Consider the following 21,691-nt stretch of genomic DNA (forward strand, 5'->3'; position numbering starts at 1 on the left):
GGATTAGGCGTGGGCCTGGCTGCGCTTGGGTAACAGCAGGTTCATGATGATGGCGGTGAGGCCGCCGGTGGCGACGCCGTAGGAGAGCACGCTCCTGGCGAGCTCCGGCAGGTGTTGCAGCACCTCGGGCACCTGGGCGACACCGAGCCCCATGGCGAGCGAGACCGCCAGTATCATCAGGGCGCGGCGGTCCAGCTCCTCGCGGGAGATGATGCGCACCCCGGCGGCGGCGATTGTGCCGAACATGACGATGGTCGCGCCGCCGAGCACGGGTTCGGGTATCTGCTGCACCAGGCTCGCCACCGCCGGGAACAGGCCGAGCAGGGCGAGCATGGCGGCGATGAAGAGGCCGACGTGGCGGCTGGCCACCCCGGTCAGCTGGATGACGCCGTTGTTCTGGGCGAAGGTGGACATGGGGAAGGTGGAGAAGACAGCCGCCAGCATGGAGTTGGCACCGTCGGCCAGCACGCCTCCCTTGATCCGCGCCATGTAGACGGGCCCTTCCAGGGGTTCGCCGGAGATATCGGAGGTCGCCGTCATGTCACCGATGGCTTCCAGCGCCGTCACCACGAAGATGATGGCGAGCGGCACGAACAACTGCCAGTCAAAGCCAAGGCCGTAGTGCAGCGGGATGGGCACCATCACCAGGGGACCCTCGAAGGTCGGTGGGCTCACCTTGCCGAGCAGCAGGGCGGCGGCGTAGCCCACCAGCATGGCGAGCATGATGGCGGAGAGGCGCAGCCAGGGGTTGCGGCTGCGCTGCAGCAGCACGATGAGGCCGAGCACCAGCAGGGAGAGGAAGAGATTGGTGTGGCTCGCGAAGCTGCCATCGGCGAGCGCGCCGTAGCCGCCTCCCATGCTGATGAGGCCCACTTTTATCAGGGTCAGGCCGATCAGCAGCACCACGATACCGGTCACCAGCGGCGTGATGATCCGTTTGACCAGGTGCAGGAAGCGGCTCATCACGACGATTGTGAGGGCCGCCGCCAGCATGGTGCCGAACAGGGTGCCCAGCAGATCCTCGGTGGGCATGGCCGCCTGCTTGAGAGCGAGGCCGGAGGCGATGATGGGACCTAGGAAGTTGAAGCTGGTGCCCTGCACCGACAGCAGGCCGGAGCCGAGGGGGCCGAAGCGACGGGTCTGGATGAATGAGGCGATGCCGGACATGACCAGGGACATGGAGACGATATAGCGGGTGTCGGCGGCGGGGAGACCGAGAGCATTGGCGATGATGAGGGGCGGGGTGATGATGGCGACAAACATGGCGAGCATATGCTGCAGGGCGGCGAACAGGGTCTGGGGCAGAGGCGGGACCTCCTCTATGCCGTAGACCAGCTCGCTGTGGGGGCGCCTCGGGGGATGTGTCTCTGCGATGGGGGCGCGCGAAACGGCAGCCTGTTCCATAAATACCTCAAATTTTGTGGGGAGGGGGAGAAAATTTGGGCGCTATTGTAGTGATTGAAATGAGGCTTTCCAGCGTTAATTGAGCAGGAAACGGTTTATTTCTGGATGGGTTGAAACGTTTGCGCGCGGTGATTATGATCTGCCGGTTTGCGTGGCGGCCTCGGGCGATAAATCTGCTCCGTTGCGCTCCATCTCGGTGCGTACGGTGTAGAATGAGCGCTCAGTTGTCATATGGAGACTCTGGATGCTGAAGTTGTCGGAGTTTTGGAGTGCCAAGGCACATTCCGAAGATTTTACCCTGACCCGGATGGGCTTCATGACGGTGCGCCTTCGGCTGCTGACCTGTCTGCTGATGATTGGGCTCCCCGCCTGGGCGCTGGTGGACTGGCTGACCCTGACCCCCAGCCAGTTCGATGCCCTGCTCAAGGCCCGTGTCTTCTGCCTGCTGGCGCTCTCGCCGCTCATCCCCCTCTCTTATCTGATCCATTTCAAGCGGGTGCGCATGAAACTGGCCCTCGGCTATCTGATGGCGGTGATGATGCTGTTCTCCCTCATCTGCCTGCGCACCTTCGGCTCCGAGCAGGAGCTGCAGGCGGGCTACATGGCCTTCCCCTATTTGCTGATCAGCCTGTTCGCCATCTTCCCCATCCCCCTCTCCCTCGGCCTGCAACTGGCGGGGGGCATCCTGGTCACTATGCTGGCGGGCAACTGGTGGTTGACGGAGCAGCCGCTCTGGAGCCTGCAGACCCTCAACCAAGTCTGGCTGCTGGCCCTGTTCACGGTCGCGAGCGCCTGGGTACAGTGCGGTCAGCTCAACATGCTGCTGCAGCTCTACCGGGAGTCCACCACGGACGAGCTCACCGGCATGATGAACCGGCGGCTCCTGATGAAGCAGATCGAGCAGGCCAGGGCCAATCTGCTCGCCAAGCAGAAACCCTTCGTGGTGTTGCTGCTGGATCTGGATCGCTTCAAGCGCATCAACGACACCTATGGCCACCTGGCGGGGGATGCGGTGCTCAAGGAGGTGGCGGCGACCCTGAGCGAGCAGCTGGAGCCCGGCATGGTGCTCGGTCGCTACGGCGGGGAAGAGTTTTCCATCCTGTTGCCGGGGTGCGGCGATCTGGTCCAGGCCAAGCGGGTGGCCGAGCGGATGCGGGTGGCGGTGGAGGCACGGCTGGTGAAGAGTCCCACCTCAGATGAGCTGCTGGAGGTGACGGTGAGCATAGGCCTGACCCTGGCTCGGCGCGGTGAGGGCATAGAGGCGCTGCTGAACCGGGCCGACGAGTGCCTCTACCTGGCCAAGATGGCGGGGCGCAACTGTGTCATCGACGAGAGCGCCCTGCTGAGCAAACCCATTAACGCCAGCGTGGCCTGACGCATTTAACTCCTTGGCATTCGCCGCCGCGGGCATTCGACATGATTGCCCCGGCGGGATCCCCTCTTCCTACCCTGTAGCCCATAAAAGGGTCTTCTTTGACCCCATCTTCGCTCAATTCGCAAGATTATTAACAGTTTCGTCATTGGCTACGAAAGCGGCTTCTATCCTGTTACAGGGTGAAATTGTTGGGATCTCAAGGAGAGAGTGCATGACGACAACCGCCGGTTTTAGCAGCCATTATCGTAATGGCGATCGCATCATGCTGGGATTGCTCTGGTTTACGCTGCTTTGTTCTGCTGGATTGGCGCTCTGGCACAATACCTGGCTACAGACCGCCCTCATAGGGGCGCCGGTCTGCCTAGTCCTGACGGCCCTCTACCGGGTACTGGCGGGGACCCGCACCCTGCGCTGCCTCATCGGGGTCGGGCTGATGGTGATGGCGGCGCTGCACATCAATCAGGCGCGAGGGGTCATCGAGATCCATTTCGGCATCTTCGTGTTGCTGGCGGTGCTCACCTTCTATCGGGACTGGTTGCCCATAGTGATTGCGGCGGCGGTGATCGCGGTGCACCACGTCCTGTTTCATGTGCTGCAGCACGCCGGCTTCCCCGTCTATGTGATGGCGACCCACGGCGGCTGGGGCATGATCTTCCTGCACGCCTTCTACGTGGTGGTGGAGAGCGTGATCCTCATCTATTTGGCGAGCCTGAGCCTGGCGGATGCCACCGAAAACCAGGAGGTGCTGGACAAGGTGCTGGTGGCGGCCAATCAGCTCAACAAGGGTTCCGGCATGTATGCGGCGTCCCAGGAGGTCAGGCTCTCCTCCGGGCAGCGCTTCGATCACTTCCTCGAACAGGTTTCCAACCTGGTGGACGGTGTGGTGCGCGACAGCCGCAGCCTGGGGGAGCTGAGCCGGGATCTCTCCCGGGTGGGCAGCACACTGGAAGAGGGCGCCCAGCATCAGCTAGATGAGGTGGCGCGGATGAGCGATTCCATGGGACTGATGCTCACGGCCATGGAGGAGATTGGCGGCCACGTGGAGCACACATTGCAGTGCGCCGGCGAGGCCAGCGATCAGGTGGGCAAGGGGCGAGAGACGGTGGATCAGACCCGGCAAGACATCTTGGTGCTGGCGACCAGCATCAATGATACCGATCAGACGGTGCAGTCCCTGGCACAACAGAGCGAGCAGATAGGCCAGGTGCTGGCGGTGATCCACGACATCGCCCAGCAGACCAACCTGCTGGCGCTCAATGCCGCCATCGAGGCGGCGCGAGCGGGCGAGCAGGGGCGCGGCTTTGCGGTGGTGGCCGAAGAGGTGCGCAGCCTGTCCGAGAAGACGTCCGTGTCCACCAGCGAGATCAAGCTCATCATCGAGCAGTTGCAGCAAGGCAGCCGGCAGGCCGCCAGCGCCATGCACCTCAGTCGGGAGGGGGTGGAGCGCTGCGTCTCGGCCAGTCAGGCGGCGGTTCGCATGTTGCAGGTGGTGGCGGACGACATCACCAAGATCAACCGCTTCAACGGCCTGATCTCGGCCACCACCCAGCAGCAGTCCAGGGTATCGGTGGAGATAGGCGAGCGCCTGCACAGGGTACAGCAGATTGCCGAGTGCAACGCCGGCAACATAGGCGCCCTGACCCAGAGCAGCCAGTGCCTGCCGCCCCTGGCCGCCCGGCTGGAGAATCTCGGCAAGGCCTTTCACGAGTAGCCGAGCAAGGGGACAGAACCGCTCATCTTGGCGGGCCAGAAACGCAAGATGCCACCCCAGGGGTGGCATCTTCGCAAGGCCGAGCGGCGCTTAACGCAGGCGATACTTGCCTGACAACTGCTGGGCCAGCAGCTTGAACATGTTGAACACCGCCATGGTCTTGCCGGTCGGGGTGCCATCCTCGCCGAGGAAGAACTCCCCCTTGAACACCAGGATCTCCCCCTTCTGCTCCACCGAATCGGCGTGCATGCCGTGGATGAAGTCCTCGTGGTTCTTGATGATGCCGTTGGCCATCTCCAGCAGGGCAGTCTCGGTGATCAGCTCTTTTTCTGGTTGCATGCTCGTCTCCTTAAACGACTACTGACAGGGCATGGTGTCCCTGCCGCTGATTGAAGAGGGACCCAGCATACTGCAAAGAGGGTTTTTCTGTCATTGATGTGACCCCGCATTTTGCCCGCTCATCAGCCCATCACCAGGTTTTTGAGCCAGCGGCGCTGGCGAATGCGGCGCTGCACCAGCAGCACCTTGGAGAGCTCCTCCAGCAAGACCACGGCCACCACCCAGGAGAGGGACCAGCCGAGCAGGCTGACCGCCGCCCAGGCGAGCGGCAGGCCGATGCACCACATGCCGATGATGTCGATGAAGATGCTGTAGTTCACATCGCCGCCGGAGCGCAGCACCCCTATGATGCCCACCATGTTGAACACCTTGAGCAGCATGCCGAGGCACATGATGCCGAGCACCTGACCCGCCTCGCCCATCAGCTCCGGGGGCAGATTGCCCACCCACTGTAGCAGATTGGTCTGCAGCAGCCAGACGGCGATGCCGACCAGCAAGGCGCCTATGGGGGCAAGCAGCAGGAACAGCTGAGAATGCTGCCATGCGGCATCATATTCCTCTGCCCCGAGCCGGTGACCGAGCAGGGTGGAGCAGGCCACCGCCAACCCGAAGAACAGGGAGATGAGAATGCTCTCCAGGGTCCCGAGGGTGGTCATGATGGCCAGGGAATCGGTGCCGAGATGGGCATAGAGGAAGCCATACAGCAGCATGCCAAAGGCCCAGAGGCCGTCGTGCAGCAGCAGCGGCAGGGCGATCAGGGTGAAGCGCACCACCTCCTTGCGCTTGAAGGCCGCCAGCCAGTCCGGCTTGCGCGGCACCAGTCTGGACTCCTGGCGCAGCACATAGAGAAGCAATAGTGCGGTTTGCAGCAGACGGGAGATGGTCGTGCCCCAGGCCGAGCCCGCGACCCCCATGGCCTCGAAACCCAGGTTGCCGAAGATGAGGGCGTAGTTGAGGATGACGTTGGTTATGATGGCGATGATGCCGATGCGGGTCGGCGCCGCCGCGTTGCCTACCGAGCGCAGGGCCGCTTCCAGCGGCACCACCACGGCGGTGCAGAGGATGGTGGCACCTGTGATCATCAAAAACTCATCCGCCAGGGCGCGCAGTTCGGGATCCTGGCTGGCAAAGCCGAGCACGCTGCCCGGTGAGAGCACATAGATGAGGGCGAACGGCAGGCTCACCAGCAGGGCGCCGACCAGCGCCAGCGCCAGGGAGCGGCGTACGCCGGCCAGATCCCCCCGGCCGTAATATTGCGCCGCCAACACCGAGACCCCGCCAGAGAGGCCCGCTATCACCAGCAGGTTGAAGAAGAAAACCCGGTTACCCAAGCCGACGGCCGCCACGGCCGTGGTGCCAAGCTGGCTCACCATCATGATGTCGATGAGACCCAGCAGGGAGAACATCATGGATTGCAGCGAGACCGGCAGGGCCAGTCGCCACAATCGCGTCATGAACTCGCGGTCGGTGGTTTGTTTTAAAATCGCTTGCCAATAATTCATATCTGTTAACCGGGTTGGTAAAAGATGACATATTTCGAGGGTATGATAGGCGCGAGTCCGGGCAGACCCACTGTGAGCGACTCTCGGTTTTCTTGTGCAAAACTATCTTGTTGAGGTGCCATGAGCTTTGCGAGCGAATGTCTGGAAATCGCCCCCGGCTGCGATGAGCGCATGCTGGGGCGCGAGGGGCTGCCCCTGCTCGGCGAGGCGGGCATCTTCCTGACCGGTCTCTCCCACATTCGGGATCACTACCTCATCCGTCGCAACCGGCCCGAGTTCCACATCCTGATGGTGAGCCACGACGAGGGGGGCGTCCTGCTCACCGACGGCGGTGAGCAGCCCATACCGGCCGGGGCCCTGGTGTTTTTGCCCGCTGCCGTGCCCGGTGGCCTGCGCCTCGCCGGGGAGCGCTGGCAGACCAGCTGGATCCTGCTGGACGACGTGCCGCGCTGGCGCCACCTGCACCGGCTCGGTCATCGCATCTGGCAGGGGGAGGAGGGGGAGCAGCTCTATCACCTGCTCAGCCTGATGCAGGGGGAGGGGGTGAGATCGCCGCTGCAGCCCCAGCTGCTCAGCCTGCTGCTGGCGCTGCTTGACAGAGCCTTGCAGGGGGAGGTGCGTGGCACTCCTGAGCTGCGGTTGCAGGCGCTGTTTCGGCGGGTGGAGGCGCGTCTGGACGAGCCCTGGAGCGTGGCCCTGCTGGCAGACCAGATGGCCTGCTCAGTGCCGCACCTGCATCGGCTCTGCCGGCAGGCGTTTGGCATGGGCCCCATGGCCTGGTTGACCCAGCTTCGGATGAACAAGGCGCGCCAGCTGCTGCTCTACACCAACTGGCCCCTCGGCGAGCTCGCCAGCCGGGTCGGCTACAGCGATGGGGCGAACTTTGCGAACCGCTTTCGTCGCCTCACTGGTCAGACCCCGGGGGCCTTTCGTCGACTGGGTCGCAAACCTTTTGCAACGGATGTGCAAACTCTTTGAAATTAGTGACGCAAGCCCATAGGATCGGCGGGCCACACAGTCAAGGTACAGATCCATGTTTGAAGAAGATAATAATCAGAAACGTCCTCTCTACATCCCCTACGCCGGTCCGGCCCTGCTGGAGACCCCATTGCTCAACAAGGGCAGCGCCTTCACCAGCGAGGAGCGCAGCAGCTTCAACCTGGAAGGCCTGTTGCCCCAGAACATCGAAACCATCGAAGAGCAGGCGGTGCGCGCCTATCGCCAGTTCATGGCGTTTGGCAACGACATGGACAGACACATCTATCTGCGCAACATCCAGGATACCAACGAGACCCTGTTCTACCGCCTGCTGACCAACCATTTACCCGAGATGCTGCCGGTCATCTACACCCCGACCGTGGGCAAGGCGTGCGAAGAGTTCTCCAACATCTATCGCCGCGCCCGTGGCCTCTTCATCTCCTATCCGGACAAGGACAGGATCGATGACATGCTGCAAAACGCCACCAAGCAGAACGTCAAGGTGATCGTGGTCACCGACGGCGAGCGGATCCTGGGTCTCGGCGATCAGGGCATCGGCGGCATGGGCATTCCCATCGGCAAGCTGTCGCTCTACACCGCCTGTGGCGGCATCTCCCCGGCTTACTGCCTGCCCGTGGTGCTGGACGTCGGCACCAACAACCAGCAACTGCTGAATGATCCCTTCTACATGGGCTGGCGCAATCCGCGCATCTCGGGGGAGGAGTACGACGAGTTCGTCGATGCCTTCATCCAGGCGGTCAAACGCCGCTGGCCCGAGATCTTGCTGCAGTTTGAAGACTTCGCCCAGGGCAACGCCACCCCCTTGCTCAACCGCTACAAGGATGAGCTGTGCTGCTTCAACGACGACATCCAGGGCACAGCCGCCGTCACCCTGGGCAGCCTTATCGCCGCCTGCAAGGCGTCTGGCGCCAAGCTCTCCGAGAAGCGGGTCGCCTTCCTCGGCGCCGGCAGCGCGGGTTGCGGCATCGCCGAGCAGATAGTGGCGCAGATGAAGGCCGAAGGGCTGACGGACGCCGAGGCCCGTGGCCGGGTCTTCATGGTGGACAGATTCGGCCTCATCACCGACAAGATCCCGAACCAGCTGCCGTTCCAGCGCAAGCTCTCCCAGCCGGTGGAGCGCATCCTCGACTGGCCGGTGGGGGACAACATCTCCCTGCTGGAGGTGATGGAGCACGGTCGCCCGGATATCCTGATCGGGGTCTCCGGCCAGCCGGGTCTGTTCACCGAAGAGGTGGTCAAGACCATGCACAAGCACTGTGCCCGTCCCATCATATTCCCGCTCTCCAACCCCACCTCAAGGGTGGAAGCGACCCCGGCGGATCTCATTCGCTGGACCGACGGCCAGGTGCTGGTGGCGACCGGCAGCCCGTTCGCACCTGTGGAGCACAAGGGCAAGCGCTACGTCATCGCCCAGTGCAACAACTCCTTCATCTTCCCGGGCATAGGCCTTGGGGTCATCGCCTCCGGCGCCAACCGGGTGACCGACGCCATGCTGATGTCGGCCAGCCGCGCACTCGCCGAGTGCTCGCCTCTGGTGAAGGGGGAGGAGGGCTCCTTGCTGCCGGATCTGGCGGACATCCATCAGGTCTCCCGCTACATCGCCAAGATGGTGGCCAAGACCGCCATGCTGCAAGGCAAGGCGGTGCAGACGCCGGATGAGGTGATAGACCAGGCCATAGAGGCGAACTTCTGGCGACCGGAATATCGCCGCTATCGCCGCACCTCCTTCTAAGGGGCGGCAACAGCAATGCAGAAGGGATGCTCAGGCATCCCTTTTTTGTGCACGGCTGCGGTTGGAAAGGAGGGTTGGTTATTGCGCCGGTTGTTCGGCGGCGGGCTCTGTGACGGCTGCAGGGGCTGCGTCGGCGGCGGCCTGAACCCCGGTGACACGTACCTCGACCCGGCGATCCGGGGCCAGGCAGTCGATGAGAGCGGCCCTTGCCTTGACCGCATCACACTGGGTGCCGGTCACCGGGTTGCTCTCGCCACGCCCCTCGATGCTGACCTTGTCGGCGGGCAGCCCCTTGCCGATGAGGAAGTCCGCGACCGTGCTGGCACGGGCTTCGGACAATGCCTGATTGTTGGCATCCGAGCCGATGCGATCCGTGTAGCCCATCACCACGGCGCTGCCATCCTTGGGTTTGATGTTGACGATCTGCTGGTACAGATCCTCCAGTGCACTCATGCCTTCAGGTTTCAGCTCCGCCTTGCCAAAGGCAAACAGCACATCCGAGCTCAGGTTGAAGGTCTGATCCACGGGCACAGGTGCGGGGGGCGGCGCGGCGACGATGGGCGCGGCCACCGGTATCGCGGCGACGGTGCGGTTGGGGTGCAGCACCAGCTCTATGGTGGCGGCGCTGATGTTGCTGACCCAGCGCTGGGTGCCGCTGTTGATCTTGCCGTTGTCAGGGTCATCCCCGACCCGTACCAGATAACGGTAACGGGCCTGGATATCGACCCAGTCGTGCAGCTTGGCGGTGAACCCAAGGCCCGCAAGGGGAGCCAGGTTGTCATCGCCGCCGTTGATGGATTTGACGTGATAGATGTAGCCGCCACCCTCGGCGAACACCGAGAAGATGTCACCGAGTGGCAGGCGGCCTATCACCGACAGGGTGGCCCCCTGGCTGCTGAAGTCGTTGCCTGCGATATCCCAATCACCGGTCGACAGGTAACCGAGCTCGGCCCCCAGGTTCTCGGTGAAGTTGTAGCCCCCAAAGGCGGTGATGGCGGTGGCATCCTTGCTGACGTCCTGACTGAAATCGCCAAGATCATGGGCGATGGCCCAGCCGCCCCCCGCCCCCAGATACCAGTCGTGAACGGGCGCCGCCTGAGCCGCCCCCGTCGCCAATGCCAATGCAATCCACACGGGTTTCAGTCTTATGTTCATCGCGTTTCCTCGTCGATGTTGGGTGTTATAGGGCTCCCAGCCCTTTGTTATGGCTAACCACCATTATGTATAGGCGATATAAGGGGTTTAACCATTTAAGTGACGCATCTATATGGAGAATTTGTGAGAAGGCAGGCAAGTTTTATGGTTTTTTGCGGGCAGGAGAGGAAGAAAAAGGGGATTAAAAAAGGGGCCGCACGGCCCCTTTTTTCAGACATGGGCGTCTGGCTTACTGTTTGACTTCCTGCACGCCGGTGACGCGCACTTCCACGCGACGATCCGGGGCCAGGCAGGAGATCAGCTGAGCCTTGCCCTTGACGCCGTCACACTGGTTGCCGGTGACAGGGTTGGCTTCGCCATGGCCTTCGATGGAAACCTTGCCGGCAGGCAGGCCCTTGCCGACCAGGAAGTCAGCCACGGTGCGAGCACGGGCTTCAGACAGCTTCTGGTTGTAGGCATCGGAGCCGATGCGGTCGGTGTAACCTACCACCACGGCGCTGCCATCTTTGGGCTGCACGTCAACAATCTGCTGGTACAGGGTGTTGAGGGCGGCAGCGCCTTCCGGCTTCAGGGTGGATTTGCCGAAGGCAAACAGTACGTCAGAGCTCAGGGAGAAGCTCTTGTCGACCACCACGGGCTCAGGAGCGGGTTCCGGCGCCGGTGCCGCCACAGGGGCTACATAGGCCTTGCGTTCCGGGTGCATCACCAGTTCCAGGGTGGCGACGCTCATGTCGGTCTTCCAGGTCTTCTGCTCGTCACCCAGATCCCAGATGTAGCGGTAGCGCGCCTGCAGATCGAGCAGGTCGGTCAGCTTGGCGCTGACACCCAGGCCGGCCAGTGGGGAGGTGCCGTTGTCGCTGTCACCGTTGCCGTTGACGTGGTTGAAGTAGGCACCGCCTTCGGCGAAGACGGAGAAGATGTCACCCATGGGCAGGCGAGCGATACCAGACAGGGTCCCACCTTGGGTCTTGAAGTCGACGCCATCAACCCCGGCCTTGCCGGCATAGAGATAGCCGAGCTCGGCCGCGAAGTTCTCGGTGAAGTTGTAGCCACCGAACAGGGACAGAGCGGTAGCGTCCTTGTCCGCATCCAGACCGAAGTCATCCAGCTCGTGGCCATAAGCCCAACCAGCACCCATACCTAAGTACCAGTCGTCGGCCGCCTGAGCGGTGGAAGTTCCCATGGCTGCAATGGCCAGAGCAATCAGGGTTGGTGCCATTTTCATTTTCATCATTTTATCCTCGTTGAGTTGCCGTGCTATGGGCGTACTGCGCACTCTCTGTTATACCGGTCGCAGATGACACTTCATGCTGCGACTCCGTGCATATGCACGGATGGCTTGAATAAAAAATGGATGGTTTCCTGGATTCTCATGAAGCTGTTACTCCATGGACAACTAACCGGGCAATAGTACTTTTAATAGTTCATCCAATGCCTTACAAGCGAACTAACTGTATTCTTTTGACTCGCTCTGATCAAGTTTCTGAACAGATAAGCAGCATACGGCCGGGTGAAACAGGCTGGTGATGAGGGGAGGTGGGAATAAAGAGGCGGGGGGATGAGACAGAAGGTGACGTCAAGGGGTTAAATAACAGACAAGCAAAAGGGGATGCCGTGGCATCCCCTTTTCGCATCATCTGAACAGGGTCAGATTACTGCTGAACTTCTTGAACGCCGGAGATGCGAACTTCTACGCGACGGTCCGGAGCCAGGCAGGAGATCAGCTGAGCCTTGGCCTTGACGCCGTTGCACTGGGTGCCGGTGACAGGGTTGGCTTCGCCACGACCTTCGATGGCAACCTTGCTGGCAGCCATACCCTTGCTGACCAGGAAGTTGGCAACGGTGCGGGCACGGGCTTCAGACAGCTTCTGGTTGTAAGCGTCGGAACCGATACGGTCGGTGTAACCAACTACAACGGCGCTGCCGTCTTTCGGCTGGAACTCAACGATTTGCTGGTACAGACCGTTCAGGGCTTCAACACCTTCAGCCTTCAGGCTGTCTTTGCCAAAGGCAAACAGCACGTCGGAGTTCAGGGCGAAGTTCTTCTCAACCACTTGCGGAGCAGGAGCCGGAGCTTCTTCAACAACCGGAGCCGGAGCCGGAGCTACGTAGGAAGTGCGGAACGGGTGGTATACGGCTTCCAGGGTAGCGATGCTTTGGTTGGACTTGTAGCGAACGTTGTCGGCGTGCAGGTCAGCCACGTCCCACATGTAACGGTAACGAGCTTGCAGATCCAGAGCGTCGTTAACCTTGTAGGTCACACCGGCGCCAGCCAGCGGGGATACTTTAGTATCGCTGGTGCCCATACCGTCGGTGTGGCCCCAGTAGGCGCCAGCTTCACCGAACAGGGAGAAATCGTTGCCCAGCGGCAGACGAGCGATACCGGACAGGGTGGCACCCTGGCTCTCGTAACGGTTGCCGTCGGTGTTACCACGGCCGGTGTACTGGTAGCCCAGCTCGGAACCGAAGTATTCGTTGAAGTTGTAACCGGTGAATACGTTGACGGCAGTCGCGTCTTCTTCACCGTTGGTCACGCCTTCGATCTTGTTCAGACCGTTGAAGTGAGTAGCACCGACACCGGCACCGAAGTAGAAGTCATCAGCGGCGTGTGCTGCAGTTGCGCCCATGGTAGCCATAGCGATGGCGATCAGGGAAGGAGCCATTTTCATCATAAAATAATCCTCGTTGAGATGGCACGTTAAACACGTGCTTCGCACTTTGTAATTTATGTAAGCTGCTGGCTCTGCCGACCAACAAACGTTGAATCGCGCAGGGATCCTAGATCCTTCCAGGAGGCACGTACTGGGTGCACAGAGGGACGGGTTGCACTGTTGACTGTGCATTCATCCCGCCACGAACAGCCGGTGTCATTCCGATGACGTGGCGCACTCTATGCTCATTTCAAAACATGATCAAGCTCACAGATAATCCCTTGGGCAGATTGTGTCGTATGGATAACTGGCTGTTTATCCAAATTTATTAGTGATCCAAGTAGGCGCGGTGCAGCTTTTTTTCAAGCTTCATATAGGCCTCAACCCAGCTGGGCTGCGACGTGGCGCCAGATGACCTCGCCGAGAAAACAGCCAGGTAATCGGCCTCGGTTGCTTCGCACAGTAAGGGTGTAAAACTGAGTAAAAAATGACGGGCGAGATAAGGGTCGAGGGGCCAGATGTTGAGGATGGCCCTGGCCACGGGTTGAACCGCGGCTGAACAGATGAAATTCAGATGCCCCGCCTCGAGCCAGCGCGCCATCTCGCACAGACCGCTTTCGGGTACCAGTCCCCCATCTCCCGGCTCGGTGGAGAGCTTCATTCGATTACCATTGCCAAGCAGCAAGGTGCCATCTGGCTGCAAGACTCCATCGTGACCGCGCAGCGACAGGCTGCTGGCGTGTTCCATATAAAGGCTGCACTTGTCTGACAGGGCCGCCAACACAGACGGCGCTTCGCTTTGCAGGGCGGCGGGCAGCCAGAATGCCTCGGCCCGGGTCTGCTGGCCCTGGCTGAGTTGGCGGGTGAGACTGCCTGGAGCTGAATCCGAATGGAGACGGGAGATGATGCCGGGGAATGCCATGCTGATTACTCTTTTAGGGATAACCGGCGAATTATACGAGTTATGGCAGCAGCAACAATAAGGTTTCTCTTCGAGACTGTTTACCTGAGACGACTCTGCGATTACCATCCCCGATGTTTGTTAGGGTTGTCGTCGAAAGACGCTGATTAAAGATAGAGGCTCGACCATAACGAGTCCGTTCAAAACTGATACACTTGACTACGAGTCGTCGCGAAAAATAAAGGTGGAGTCAATCCGCCGAACGGAGTATGGAACACATGAATTCAAATATCGTAACTGTTGGTAAGAAGATCCGTCAGATCCGCGAAGCGGTTGGTCTGAGCCGTCCTAAATTTGCCGATCTGCTGGGTGTCCCCCCGACTACCCTGAAGAACTACGAACTGGGTTATCGTGAAGTTGGTGGCGCCTTCCTGGTGGCCCTGGCTCACCACCCGGATTTGCACAAGTTCACCCTCTGGCTGCTGGCCGACAAAAAAGTCGCCGAAATCGGTCAGATTGGTCCGGACGATATTGCCAAGGCTTAAGTTTTTTGAGCCTTGATAAAAGTGCCGCCCATGAGGCGGCATTTTTTTATCCATCGTTTCTTATATTGGTTTAATTAAATGCTGTTTACTGTGCTCTGAGCAGTGATTTCAACCAAAACTCCTTGGCAAGCTGGCGCAATCCTCAGAGAATTCCGACCCTTTGATCAGCCCCCCGTAATGCGCACAGCGAGACAAACATGAGTCACCCCATCCCCAAAGCCAGAGATGGCTTCACCAGCACGTTCGGCGTATTGGCGGCCACCCTGGGCTCGGCCGTCGGCCTTGGCAACATCTGGAAGTTTCCCTATCTGACCGGGGAGAACGGGGGCGCAGGTTTCCTGCTGGTGTATGTCATCGCCACCCTGCTGGTGGGGCTGCCGGTGATGATCTCGGAGATCATGCTGGGCCGTCAGGCGAAATCCGATGCGGTGAGCGGCCTCATCAAGCTGGCGCCCAAGGGGCAGCCCTGGTGGCTGATCGCGGCCATGGGGGTAGCGGCGGCCTTCCTCATCATGTCCTTCTACTCCGAAGTAGCGGCCTGGGTGTTCGCCTACATCTTCAAGGCGATCGGCGGCGAGATCCTGTCGACCGATCCTGCCGTGACCGGGGCCGCCTTCAATGCTCTGATCAGCAACCCGCTGCAGAGCCTGCTGTGGCAGTGGCTGGTGCTGGCGCTGATGGGGGGCATCTTGCTGATGGGGGTGGCGAAAGGCATTGAAGCCGTTACCAAGCGCCTGATGCCCGTGCTCTTCATTCTGCTGCTGGTGATTGGCCTTCGCAGCCTGACCCTGCCGGGGGCGAGCGAGGGGCTGCACTTCCTGTTCTCGCCGGATTTCTCCAAGATCACCGCCGGCGTGGTGCTGACGGCCATGGGGCTGGCGTTCTTCAAGCTCTCCATCGGCATGGGCTGCATGATGACCTATGGCAGCTACTTCCGGGATGATCAGAACATTCCGCTGACCACGGTGCGGGTCATGTGCGCCGACTTGTTCGTCTCCATGCTGGCGGGGATCGCCATCTTCCCGGCGGTGTTCGCCTTCGGCTTCGAGCCCTCGGCCGGCCCCTCATTGCTGTTCATCACCATACCGGCGGTGTTTGCCAGCATACCGTTCGGCCACCTCTTCATGGTGCTGTTCTTCGTGCTCTCCGCCATAGCAGCGACCGGGGCCATGCTCTCCATCCTGGAGGTGCCGGTCTCAGTGTTGTCCGAGCGCTTCCACATGAGCCGCAAGAAGGCGACCCTGATCAACTTGCTGGTGCTGGGGGCTGTGGGGTCGACCTGCGCCCTCTCCAACAGCACCCTGGCGGACGTGCAGATCGCCGGCAAGACCTTCTTCGACCTGTTCGACTTCGTCTCTTCCAACGTGCTGATGCCCCTTGGCGGCATACTGCTGTGCCTGTTTGTAGGCTGGGTGTGGGGCTTCGATCGGATGGAGTCGGCCCTGACCAACGGCGGCAAGCTGGAACTCAAGATCCTCAAACCCCTGTTCTTCATCATCCGTTATGTGTCGCCCCTGCTGATTTTGGTGGTGATGCTCAAGGGCCTGGGGCTGTTCTGAGCCTGACGGGCATGAAAAAAGAGCGCCGCTATGGCGCTCTTTTTTGTGGGGGGATGAGCCTAGATGAGCCTGAGGCGGGAGAGCTCTTCCTTGAGTTGCTCCAGGTTGCGCTCGACGCAGGCTTCCCCCTCGTTGATGGCGTCGCTCGCCCGGTGGAAATCCATGATGGAGAAGCTGCCAAGGCGCGGGCAGAGCTGGATCTCGGGGGGATCCCCCGCCATGCGGGCGCGGGTGATACGCTCCTGCATGATGTTGATGGAGCCCGTCATCACGCTCCACATGCCGGGGGTGCTGGGCTCGCGCTCGCCCCGGTTCAGCCACTGGCTGAGCAGGCCACCCTGCACCGGTTCGTCCGAGTCATCGGCCCAGGGCTGATGCATGTCGGCGTTGAGGTTGACGGCGATCACCACCTCGGCCCCCATGGCGCGGGCGAGCGAGATGGGAACCGGGTTGACCACGGCGCCATCCACCAGCCATTGATCGTCGACGCGCGTGGGGGTCAGCACGCCTGGCATGCCGCAGGAGGCGCGTACGCACTGGCGCAGTGGCCCCTCTTGCAACCAGATCTCGCGCCCGGTGTTGAGCTCGGTGGCGACGCAGGCGAAGGGCAGCGGCAGGCTCTCTATGGGGGGATCGCCTAAGTGATTGGCGGCGAGGCCAAACACCTTGTCACCACGAAACAGGCCGCCGGAGAGGGCGGGGTCGAGCAATCCCATCACCTGCAAGCGGCTGAAGCCGCGCACCCAGGATTCCAGCTTGTCCAGCTCACCGGCCGCATAGGCCGCGCCCACGAAGCTGCCGATGGAGCAGCCGGCCACCAGATCCGGTTTGACACCCAGACGTTCCAGCGCCCGTATGATTCCTATGTGCGCCCAGCCCCGGGCAGCACCACTGCCCAGAGCCAGTCCCAGGCGGGGTTTTCGTGACACGGCGACTCTCCTTGGATGAATGAAGGTTTCAGCTTACTCCGGCTGCCCCTCGCCGTCATCCCAGCCTTCGCTGCGATTTCGGCCGTTGGCCTTGGCGCGGTAGAGGGCGACATCCGCCCGGCGGATGGCCTCTTGCAACTTGACGCCGGGGCGCTGACGACAGTGGCCCAGGCTGACGGTCACCCCGAGCCCCTGGGCTATCTCTTCCCAGGGATGATCGGCAATGGCCCGCCGCAGCTGCTCGGCGAGATCGCAAAGAGACACTGTCTCGTCGACCACCAGTAGCAGAAACTCTTCACCACCCCAGCGAATAAGAGAGTTTTCTTTTGTCAAAAGTGGCTTGCATAGCCGTACCAGCTGGATCAGCACCTCGTCTCCAACCCCGTGACCGAAGGTGTCGTTGACCCGTTTGAAGTGATCGCAGTCGAACATGATGGCGCCGATCCGCTGGTTGCCCGCCAGGGCATGCTGGTGCTCGAACGCATCGAAGTGGTGGCGATTGAAGGCGCCGGTCAGGGCATCGTGGCGGGAGAGGTAATTCAGGCGCTGATTGAGACGACGGGATCTCAGGCTGGAGAGGGTGGCCAGCACCAGGCAGAGCAATGTGACGAGGGCGGTCACCGACTGCCAGAACAGGGCCTCCAGCAGGGCGATGAGCGGGATGCGGTGGATCAGCGTGAGCGGAGTATCGGGAATGGCATGGACCAGCTGAAAGGCCCCCTGTTGCCAGCGGTAGTCATCCCGCTCCTCGCCATAGCGCAGGGGCGGCGCCGTGCCGGGCTGGCTGCGGGCCAGCACCTGCTTGTGCTGATTGACCAGAAACAGGGTACCGACCTGGGGTGCTGGTTGTTGCAGGGCGCGCTCCAGGTTGGTGAGCAAGATATCGATACTGAGCAATCCTACGACTTTTTGTGCTTTTGTAATGGGCTGGGACAGGGTGATCATCTGCCCCCGTCCGGCGAAGTCCTGATAGGGGCGCGACAGTGTCGCGCGCTGGGCCGGGGGCTGCTGGGTCAGTGCGTCCTGCCAGTAAGACTTGCGGTAGATGGTGGCATCGAAGCGAAACTGGCTGGAGGGCACCCAGGGGTAGAGGTAGATGAAGTTGTCCGTGCCGGTGAAATAGATCCAGGCCACCTCCTCATCCAGCAGCTTGCTGGCGGTGGAGAGCAGGGGGGAGAGGCTCAGGGCCAGGTGGATGGTGTCTTCCCGCTCGCTGCCGGGGACGGGCAGTGGCCCCAGCCCGGTCAGATTGCCGATGAGGGCGGGGGGCAGGTCGGCGGGAACCTGGTCCAGGTTGATCCGCTTGCTCCCATCGACCCGTAGTGCCTGATAGAGGTGGCGCGAGAGGATGGATTGGGGGTTGCTGCGCAGGCGCTCCTCGGCCTGGCCCCGCATCGCCTCGAGGAAGGCCTCCATCTCCTGAAACTGGGATCTCAGCTCGGCGGCCATGTTGTTGGTGTCCCGCCGGTTCAGCTCGGTGATCTGCCTGAAGGCGTGCTGCAAGGAGAGCGCCAGCAGCAGGGTACTCAGGCCCAGCAGCAGCCACTGCAGACGGTATTTGGCGAAGGCTTGGCTCAGTCTGGACATAGGCGCACCGGGATGATTACTGATTTGCGGCTCACCAGTGTAAGGCAGAACGCAATCATCGTCTGTGTTGGATGCGATTTTGATGATCTTTCGCCCCGGCTGTTACGATTTGTCACATTTCTACATAGTCGCGGCATAGTCAGGGGGTAACATGGTGCCATCATTGATGAAGTCTCCTCTTTTCTCTTAATTAGCATGGATCGTTTGATGAAAATGCGAATGTGGCTGTGGTTCTTCCCTCTTATCTTGCTGCTGGCGGCAGGCGTCTGGTATTTCCGGCAGACTGCCCCGGTCAGCGCGCCCCAGCCAAAGCAAATCAATATCAGGGCCGAGGCGGTGAGGCAGAGCCTGGCCGAGCCCTCCATCAAGCTGGTCAGCAAGCTGGCGGCCAATCGCTCCGTGGTGGTGAGCCCGGAAGTGACCGGTCGCATCGTCGACATCGCGGTGCGCTCCGGCCAGCAGGTCAAGCAGGGGCAGACCCTGATCTCTCTGGATGCGGGCAAGCAGCAGGCGGAGCTCGCCGAGCAGAGCGCCAGCGTGCGTGACGAGAGCCGCAAGCTGCGGGACATGCGCAAGCTGGTGGCGCGCGGCGCCATCACCAACTCCGAGCTGGAAGGGCAGGAGGCCATAGTCGCCCAGGCCCAGGCCCGGGTCGATGCGGCCGGCTACGAACTCTCCCTGCGTACCCTGCAGGCCCCCTTCGATGGCACCGTCAGCCTGATTGACTTGAGCGAAGGCGCCCTGGTCAACAGTGGTGACGTGCTGCTGCATCTGGACGAACTCGCCAAGCTGCGCCTCGACTTGGCGGTACCCGAGCGCTACCTCTCCCTGCTGCGCCCCGGCATGGCGGTGACGGCCACCAGCTCCGCCTGGCCGGATCAATCCTTCGCCGGCGTACTGGAGACCCTGGACAGCCGCGTCTCCAACGAGACCCAGAACATCAAGGCCCGGGTCATCATCCCCAATCCCAACGGCCAGCTGAGGCCCGGCATGCTGATGAACGTGGATCTTTCCTTGCCTGCCCAGAAGATGACCCTGATCCCGGCCCAGTCGGTGGAGTACGCAGGTGAGCTGCGCTATGTCTACCGCCTGGAGGCGGACGGTCGGGTCAAACGTATCCCGGTGGAACTCGGTGATACCCATGGCGAGGAAGTGTGGGTGCTCAAGGGGCTGAACGTCGGCGATCGCATCGCGGTCGAGGGGCTGGTCAACCTGCGTGACGGTGCTTATGTGCACGATCTGGCTGAGGTGAAAGGCTGATGTGGCTCTCGGATATGTCGGTACGCCGCCCCCTGGTGGCGGTGGTCATCAGCGCCCTGCTCACCGTGTTCGGCCTGGTCGCTTTCAGCAAATTGACGGTGCGGGAGATGCCGGACGTGCAGACCCCGTCCGTCTCCATCACCACCACCTATGACGGCGCTGCCCCCGACGTCATGGAGAGCCAGGTCACCAAGCCCATCGAGGATCAGCTCTCCGGCATCAGCGGCATCAAGAACATCAACTCGGTGACCCGCAAGGGACGCTCCATGATCACCGTGGAGTTCAAGCTCGGCTGGAACATGCTGGAGGGCACCTCGGACGTGCGCGACGCCATCTCACGCGCCCGGCCCAAGCTGCCGGACGATGTGGACGAGCCCATGGTCACCAAGGACAACGGCAACGGGGACGTGGCCATCTGGCTGAACTTCAGCAGCACCCAGATGGACCGCACCGCCATGACCGACTATGCAAACCGCATGCTGGTGGACTCCCTGAGCCTGGTGGACGGGGTGAGCGAGGTGTCGCTCTCCGGCGATCTGACCCAGGTGATGTATGTGCGGCTGCGCCCCGCCGACATGGCGGCCCGCGGCATTACGGTGGCGGACGTGCAGGATGCCCTCAAGCGGGAAAACATCGAGCTGCCGGGTGGGGAGATCCGCAACAACAGTATGACCATGGCGGTGCAGATAGCCCGTCTCTATCACAGCGCCGAGGATTTTCGTTCCCTGCCGGTGACGACCGCCGCCAACGGTCAGAGTATCTACCTGGCGGACATCGCCGACGTGGAGGTCGGCGCCAAGAATGAAGACAGCGCCTATCAGCGCAACGGCCGCGAGAGCTTGGGGATAGGTATCGTCGCCCAGTCCACCGCCAACCCGCTGGCGGTGGCCCAGGGGATCGAGCAGAAGATGACGCAGATGCAGCGTTTTCTGCCAGAAGGGGCCAAGCTGGAAGTCGATTATGACTCCACTGTGTTTATCAAGCAGGCGATCCACGAGGTGTACGAGACCCTCGCCATCTGCGCCGTGCTGGTAGTCGCCGTGCTCTACCTGTTCCTGGGGCAGGGGCGTACCACGCTCATCCCGGCCATTACCGTGCCGGTGTCGCTCATTTCGGCCTTTATCGGCGCCTGGTATCTCGGTTTCTCCATCAACCTCATCACCTTGCTGGCGCTCATTCTCGCCATCGGCCTGGTGGTGGATGACGCCATCGTGGTGGTGGAAAACATCCACCACCACTTGCAGCGTGGGGAACCGCCCCTGATGGCGGCCTGGCACGGCACCCGGGAGGTGGGCTTCGCGGTCATCGCCACCACGGCCGTGCTGGTGATGGTGTTCGTCCCCATCGCCTTCATGGAGGGCATGGTGGGGCGGCTCTTCACCGAGTTTGCGATCCTGCTTTCCTTGGCCGTGCTCTTCTCCTCCCTGGTGGCCCTGACCCTGACCCCGGCCATGGGCTCCTGGCTGATGCGCAGCGTCGACAAGCCCAACGCCATGACCGCCAGTCTGGACCGGGGCCTCGGCTGGGTTGAGAAGCACTACCGGCGTCTGCTGGGCTGGGTGCTGCGCCGCAGTGCCTGGACCCCGCTGGTGCTAGTGCTCTGTCTCGGCGGCATCGGTGCCCTGTTCAGCCAGCTGCCGGCGAGCCTGACGCCGACCGAGGACAGGGGCGTACTCTATGTGTTCGTGAAGGGGGCCGAGGGCACCAGTATCGAGCGGATGAAACGCAACATGGAGCAGGTGGAGGCCGCCATCATGCCCCTGCTCGGCAAGGGGGTGGTGCAGGCCATGAGCTTCAGCACCCCGGCCTTCGGGCGCGGCGGCGATCAGACCGGTATGGCGATTATCCAGCTCACCGACTGGGCCGCCCGGGACGAGACCGCCACCGAGTTTGGCCGCTCCTTGAGTGGCCGCCTCGCCGGCATTCCGGACGTGATGATCCGCACCTTCCAGCCCGGTTTTAGGGGCGGCTCCACCGCTGCCGTGCAGTTCGTGCTGCAAGGCTCGGATTATGCCGAGATCTACCAGCAGGGGCTGGCCCTG

At 61.7% G+C, this 21,691-nt stretch carries 17 protein-coding genes; 8 read left to right on the forward strand and 9 right to left on the reverse strand.

Translation table 11 applies throughout. The annotated features are described in order from the left end of the window. Nucleotides 1-3: 3 nt before the first annotated feature. Complete coding sequence (locus CUC44_RS00735) at nucleotides 4-1,404, reverse strand: nucleobase:cation symporter-2 family protein (RefSeq protein ID WP_100858093.1); 1,401 nt, start codon at nucleotides 1,402-1,404, stop codon at nucleotides 4-6. Between the two features lie 244 nt (nucleotides 1,405-1,648). Here CUC44_RS00735 and CUC44_RS00740 point away from each other — a divergent pair, with 244 nt between their 5' ends. Both CUC44_RS00740 and CUC44_RS21360 read left to right on the forward strand, forming a co-directional pair. Next, nucleotides 1,649-2,779 carry a GGDEF domain-containing protein gene (locus tag CUC44_RS00740; protein ID WP_100858094.1) on the forward strand — a complete coding sequence of 377 codons (1,131 nt, stop codon included), beginning with the start codon at nucleotides 1,649-1,651 and terminating at the stop codon, nucleotides 2,777-2,779. Nucleotides 2,780-2,990: 211 nt separating this feature from the next. Further along, nucleotides 2,991-4,490, forward strand: coding sequence for a methyl-accepting chemotaxis protein (locus CUC44_RS21360; RefSeq protein WP_100858095.1), 1,500 nt, complete (start codon nucleotides 2,991-2,993; stop codon nucleotides 4,488-4,490). A gap of 90 nt (nucleotides 4,491-4,580) precedes the next feature. On the opposite strand, the gene CUC44_RS00750 is transcribed toward CUC44_RS21360, so the two are convergent. Then, complete coding sequence (locus CUC44_RS00750) at nucleotides 4,581-4,829, reverse strand: DUF2498 family protein (RefSeq protein ID WP_100858096.1); 249 nt, start codon at nucleotides 4,827-4,829, stop codon at nucleotides 4,581-4,583. Between the two features lie 122 nt (nucleotides 4,830-4,951). Continuing rightward, nucleotides 4,952-6,331, reverse strand: a complete 1,380-nt coding sequence (locus CUC44_RS00755; protein WP_100858097.1) for an MATE family efflux transporter — start codon at nucleotides 6,329-6,331, stop codon at nucleotides 4,952-4,954. 120 nt (nucleotides 6,332-6,451) lie between these two features. Between CUC44_RS00755 and CUC44_RS00760 the strand changes: the two genes are divergently transcribed. Together CUC44_RS00760 and CUC44_RS00765 are read left to right on the forward strand one after the other, a co-directional pair. Then, complete coding sequence (locus CUC44_RS00760) at nucleotides 6,452-7,309, forward strand: helix-turn-helix transcriptional regulator (RefSeq protein ID WP_167388731.1); 858 nt, start codon at nucleotides 6,452-6,454, stop codon at nucleotides 7,307-7,309. Between the two features lie 55 nt (nucleotides 7,310-7,364). Further along, complete coding sequence (locus CUC44_RS00765) at nucleotides 7,365-9,062, forward strand: NAD-dependent malic enzyme (protein ID WP_100858098.1); 1,698 nt, start codon at nucleotides 7,365-7,367, stop codon at nucleotides 9,060-9,062. 78 nt (nucleotides 9,063-9,140) lie between these two features. On the opposite strand, the gene CUC44_RS00770 is transcribed toward CUC44_RS00765, so the two are convergent. The 4 genes from CUC44_RS00770 to CUC44_RS00785 form a co-directional block, all read right to left on the reverse strand. Beyond that, nucleotides 9,141-10,217, reverse strand: coding sequence for an OmpA family protein (locus tag CUC44_RS00770; RefSeq protein WP_100858099.1), 1,077 nt, complete (start codon nucleotides 10,215-10,217; stop codon nucleotides 9,141-9,143). A gap of 229 nt (nucleotides 10,218-10,446) precedes the next feature. Next, complete coding sequence (gene ompA, locus CUC44_RS00775) at nucleotides 10,447-11,448, reverse strand: porin OmpA (protein ID WP_100858100.1); 1,002 nt, start codon at nucleotides 11,446-11,448, stop codon at nucleotides 10,447-10,449. Between the two features lie 421 nt (nucleotides 11,449-11,869). Further along, nucleotides 11,870-12,889 carry a porin OmpA gene (ompA, locus tag CUC44_RS00780; protein WP_100858101.1) on the reverse strand — a complete coding sequence of 340 codons (1,020 nt, stop codon included), beginning with the start codon at nucleotides 12,887-12,889 and terminating at the stop codon, nucleotides 11,870-11,872. A gap of 307 nt (nucleotides 12,890-13,196) precedes the next feature. Next, a complete protein-coding gene (locus CUC44_RS00785) occupies nucleotides 13,197-13,790 on the reverse strand; it encodes a hypothetical protein (RefSeq protein WP_100858102.1) in 594 nt (197 codons plus the stop codon). A 257-nt stretch (nucleotides 13,791-14,047) separates the two neighbouring features. On the opposite strand from CUC44_RS00785, the gene CUC44_RS00790 reads away from it, so the two are divergent. Continuing rightward, entirely contained in the window at nucleotides 14,048-14,314 is a 267-nt protein-coding gene (locus CUC44_RS00790; protein WP_010673503.1) for a helix-turn-helix domain-containing protein, read from the forward strand. A gap of 197 nt (nucleotides 14,315-14,511) precedes the next feature. Continuing rightward, complete coding sequence (locus CUC44_RS00795) at nucleotides 14,512-15,873, forward strand: sodium-dependent transporter (RefSeq protein WP_100858103.1); 1,362 nt, start codon at nucleotides 14,512-14,514, stop codon at nucleotides 15,871-15,873. Between the two features lie 59 nt (nucleotides 15,874-15,932). Here the strand turns inward: CUC44_RS00795 and rssA are convergent, their stop codons facing one another. Together rssA and CUC44_RS00805 are read right to left on the reverse strand one after the other, a co-directional pair. Beyond that, on the reverse strand, nucleotides 15,933-16,802 hold the full coding sequence (gene rssA, locus CUC44_RS00800; RefSeq protein WP_100858104.1) for a patatin-like phospholipase RssA: 870 nt from the start codon (nucleotides 16,800-16,802) through the stop codon (nucleotides 15,933-15,935). 33 nt (nucleotides 16,803-16,835) lie between these two features. Then, on the reverse strand, nucleotides 16,836-18,389 hold the full coding sequence (locus CUC44_RS00805; protein WP_100858105.1) for a sensor domain-containing diguanylate cyclase: 1,554 nt from the start codon (nucleotides 18,387-18,389) through the stop codon (nucleotides 16,836-16,838). Nucleotides 18,390-18,596: 207 nt separating this feature from the next. Here CUC44_RS00805 and CUC44_RS00810 point away from each other — a divergent pair, with 207 nt between their 5' ends. Together CUC44_RS00810 and CUC44_RS00815 are read left to right on the forward strand one after the other, a co-directional pair. Then, nucleotides 18,597-19,649 carry an efflux RND transporter periplasmic adaptor subunit gene (locus CUC44_RS00810; protein WP_167388732.1) on the forward strand — a complete coding sequence of 351 codons (1,053 nt, stop codon included), beginning with the start codon at nucleotides 18,597-18,599 and terminating at the stop codon, nucleotides 19,647-19,649. Further along, nucleotides 19,649-21,691, forward strand: a 2,043-nt coding sequence (locus tag CUC44_RS00815; protein WP_100858107.1) for an efflux RND transporter permease subunit, incomplete at its 3' end; no start/stop codon positions are given. The genes CUC44_RS00810 and CUC44_RS00815, both read left to right, overlap by 1 nt.

Source organism: Aeromonas lusitana, from assembly GCF_002812985.1.
Classification (GTDB): domain Bacteria; phylum Pseudomonadota; class Gammaproteobacteria; order Enterobacterales; family Aeromonadaceae; genus Aeromonas; species Aeromonas lusitana.

What these genes read in the sequence shown, in the direction of transcription:
- CUC44_RS00735 (WP_100858093.1), bottom strand. Translation starts at nt 1,404, where the DNA reads ATGGAACAGGCTGCCGTTTCGCGCGCCCCCATCGCAGAGACACATCCC.
- CUC44_RS00740 (WP_100858094.1), top strand. Translation starts at nt 1,649, where the DNA reads ATGCTGAAGTTGTCGGAGTTTTGGAGTGCCAAGGCACATTCCGAAGAT.
- CUC44_RS21360 (WP_100858095.1), top strand. Translation starts at nt 2,991, where the DNA reads ATGACGACAACCGCCGGTTTTAGCAGCCATTATCGTAATGGCGATCGC.
- CUC44_RS00750 (WP_100858096.1), bottom strand. Translation starts at nt 4,829, where the DNA reads ATGCAACCAGAAAAAGAGCTGATCACCGAGACTGCCCTGCTGGAGATG.
- CUC44_RS00755 (WP_100858097.1), bottom strand. Translation starts at nt 6,331, where the DNA reads ATGAATTATTGGCAAGCGATTTTAAAACAAACCACCGACCGCGAGTTC.
- CUC44_RS00760 (WP_167388731.1), top strand. Translation starts at nt 6,452, where the DNA reads ATGAGCTTTGCGAGCGAATGTCTGGAAATCGCCCCCGGCTGCGATGAG.
- CUC44_RS00765 (WP_100858098.1), top strand. Translation starts at nt 7,365, where the DNA reads ATGTTTGAAGAAGATAATAATCAGAAACGTCCTCTCTACATCCCCTAC.
- CUC44_RS00770 (WP_100858099.1), bottom strand. Translation starts at nt 10,217, where the DNA reads ATGAACATAAGACTGAAACCCGTGTGGATTGCATTGGCATTGGCGACG.
- ompA (WP_100858100.1), bottom strand. Translation starts at nt 11,448, where the DNA reads ATGAAAATGAAAATGGCACCAACCCTGATTGCTCTGGCCATTGCAGCC.
- ompA (WP_100858101.1), bottom strand. Translation starts at nt 12,889, where the DNA reads ATGATGAAAATGGCTCCTTCCCTGATCGCCATCGCTATGGCTACCATG.
- CUC44_RS00785 (WP_100858102.1), bottom strand. Translation starts at nt 13,790, where the DNA reads ATGGCATTCCCCGGCATCATCTCCCGTCTCCATTCGGATTCAGCTCCA.
- CUC44_RS00790 (WP_010673503.1), top strand. Translation starts at nt 14,048, where the DNA reads ATGAATTCAAATATCGTAACTGTTGGTAAGAAGATCCGTCAGATCCGC.
- CUC44_RS00795 (WP_100858103.1), top strand. Translation starts at nt 14,512, where the DNA reads ATGAGTCACCCCATCCCCAAAGCCAGAGATGGCTTCACCAGCACGTTC.
- CUC44_RS00805 (WP_100858105.1), bottom strand. Translation starts at nt 18,389, where the DNA reads ATGTCCAGACTGAGCCAAGCCTTCGCCAAATACCGTCTGCAGTGGCTG.
- CUC44_RS00810 (WP_167388732.1), top strand. Translation starts at nt 18,597, where the DNA reads ATGAAAATGCGAATGTGGCTGTGGTTCTTCCCTCTTATCTTGCTGCTG.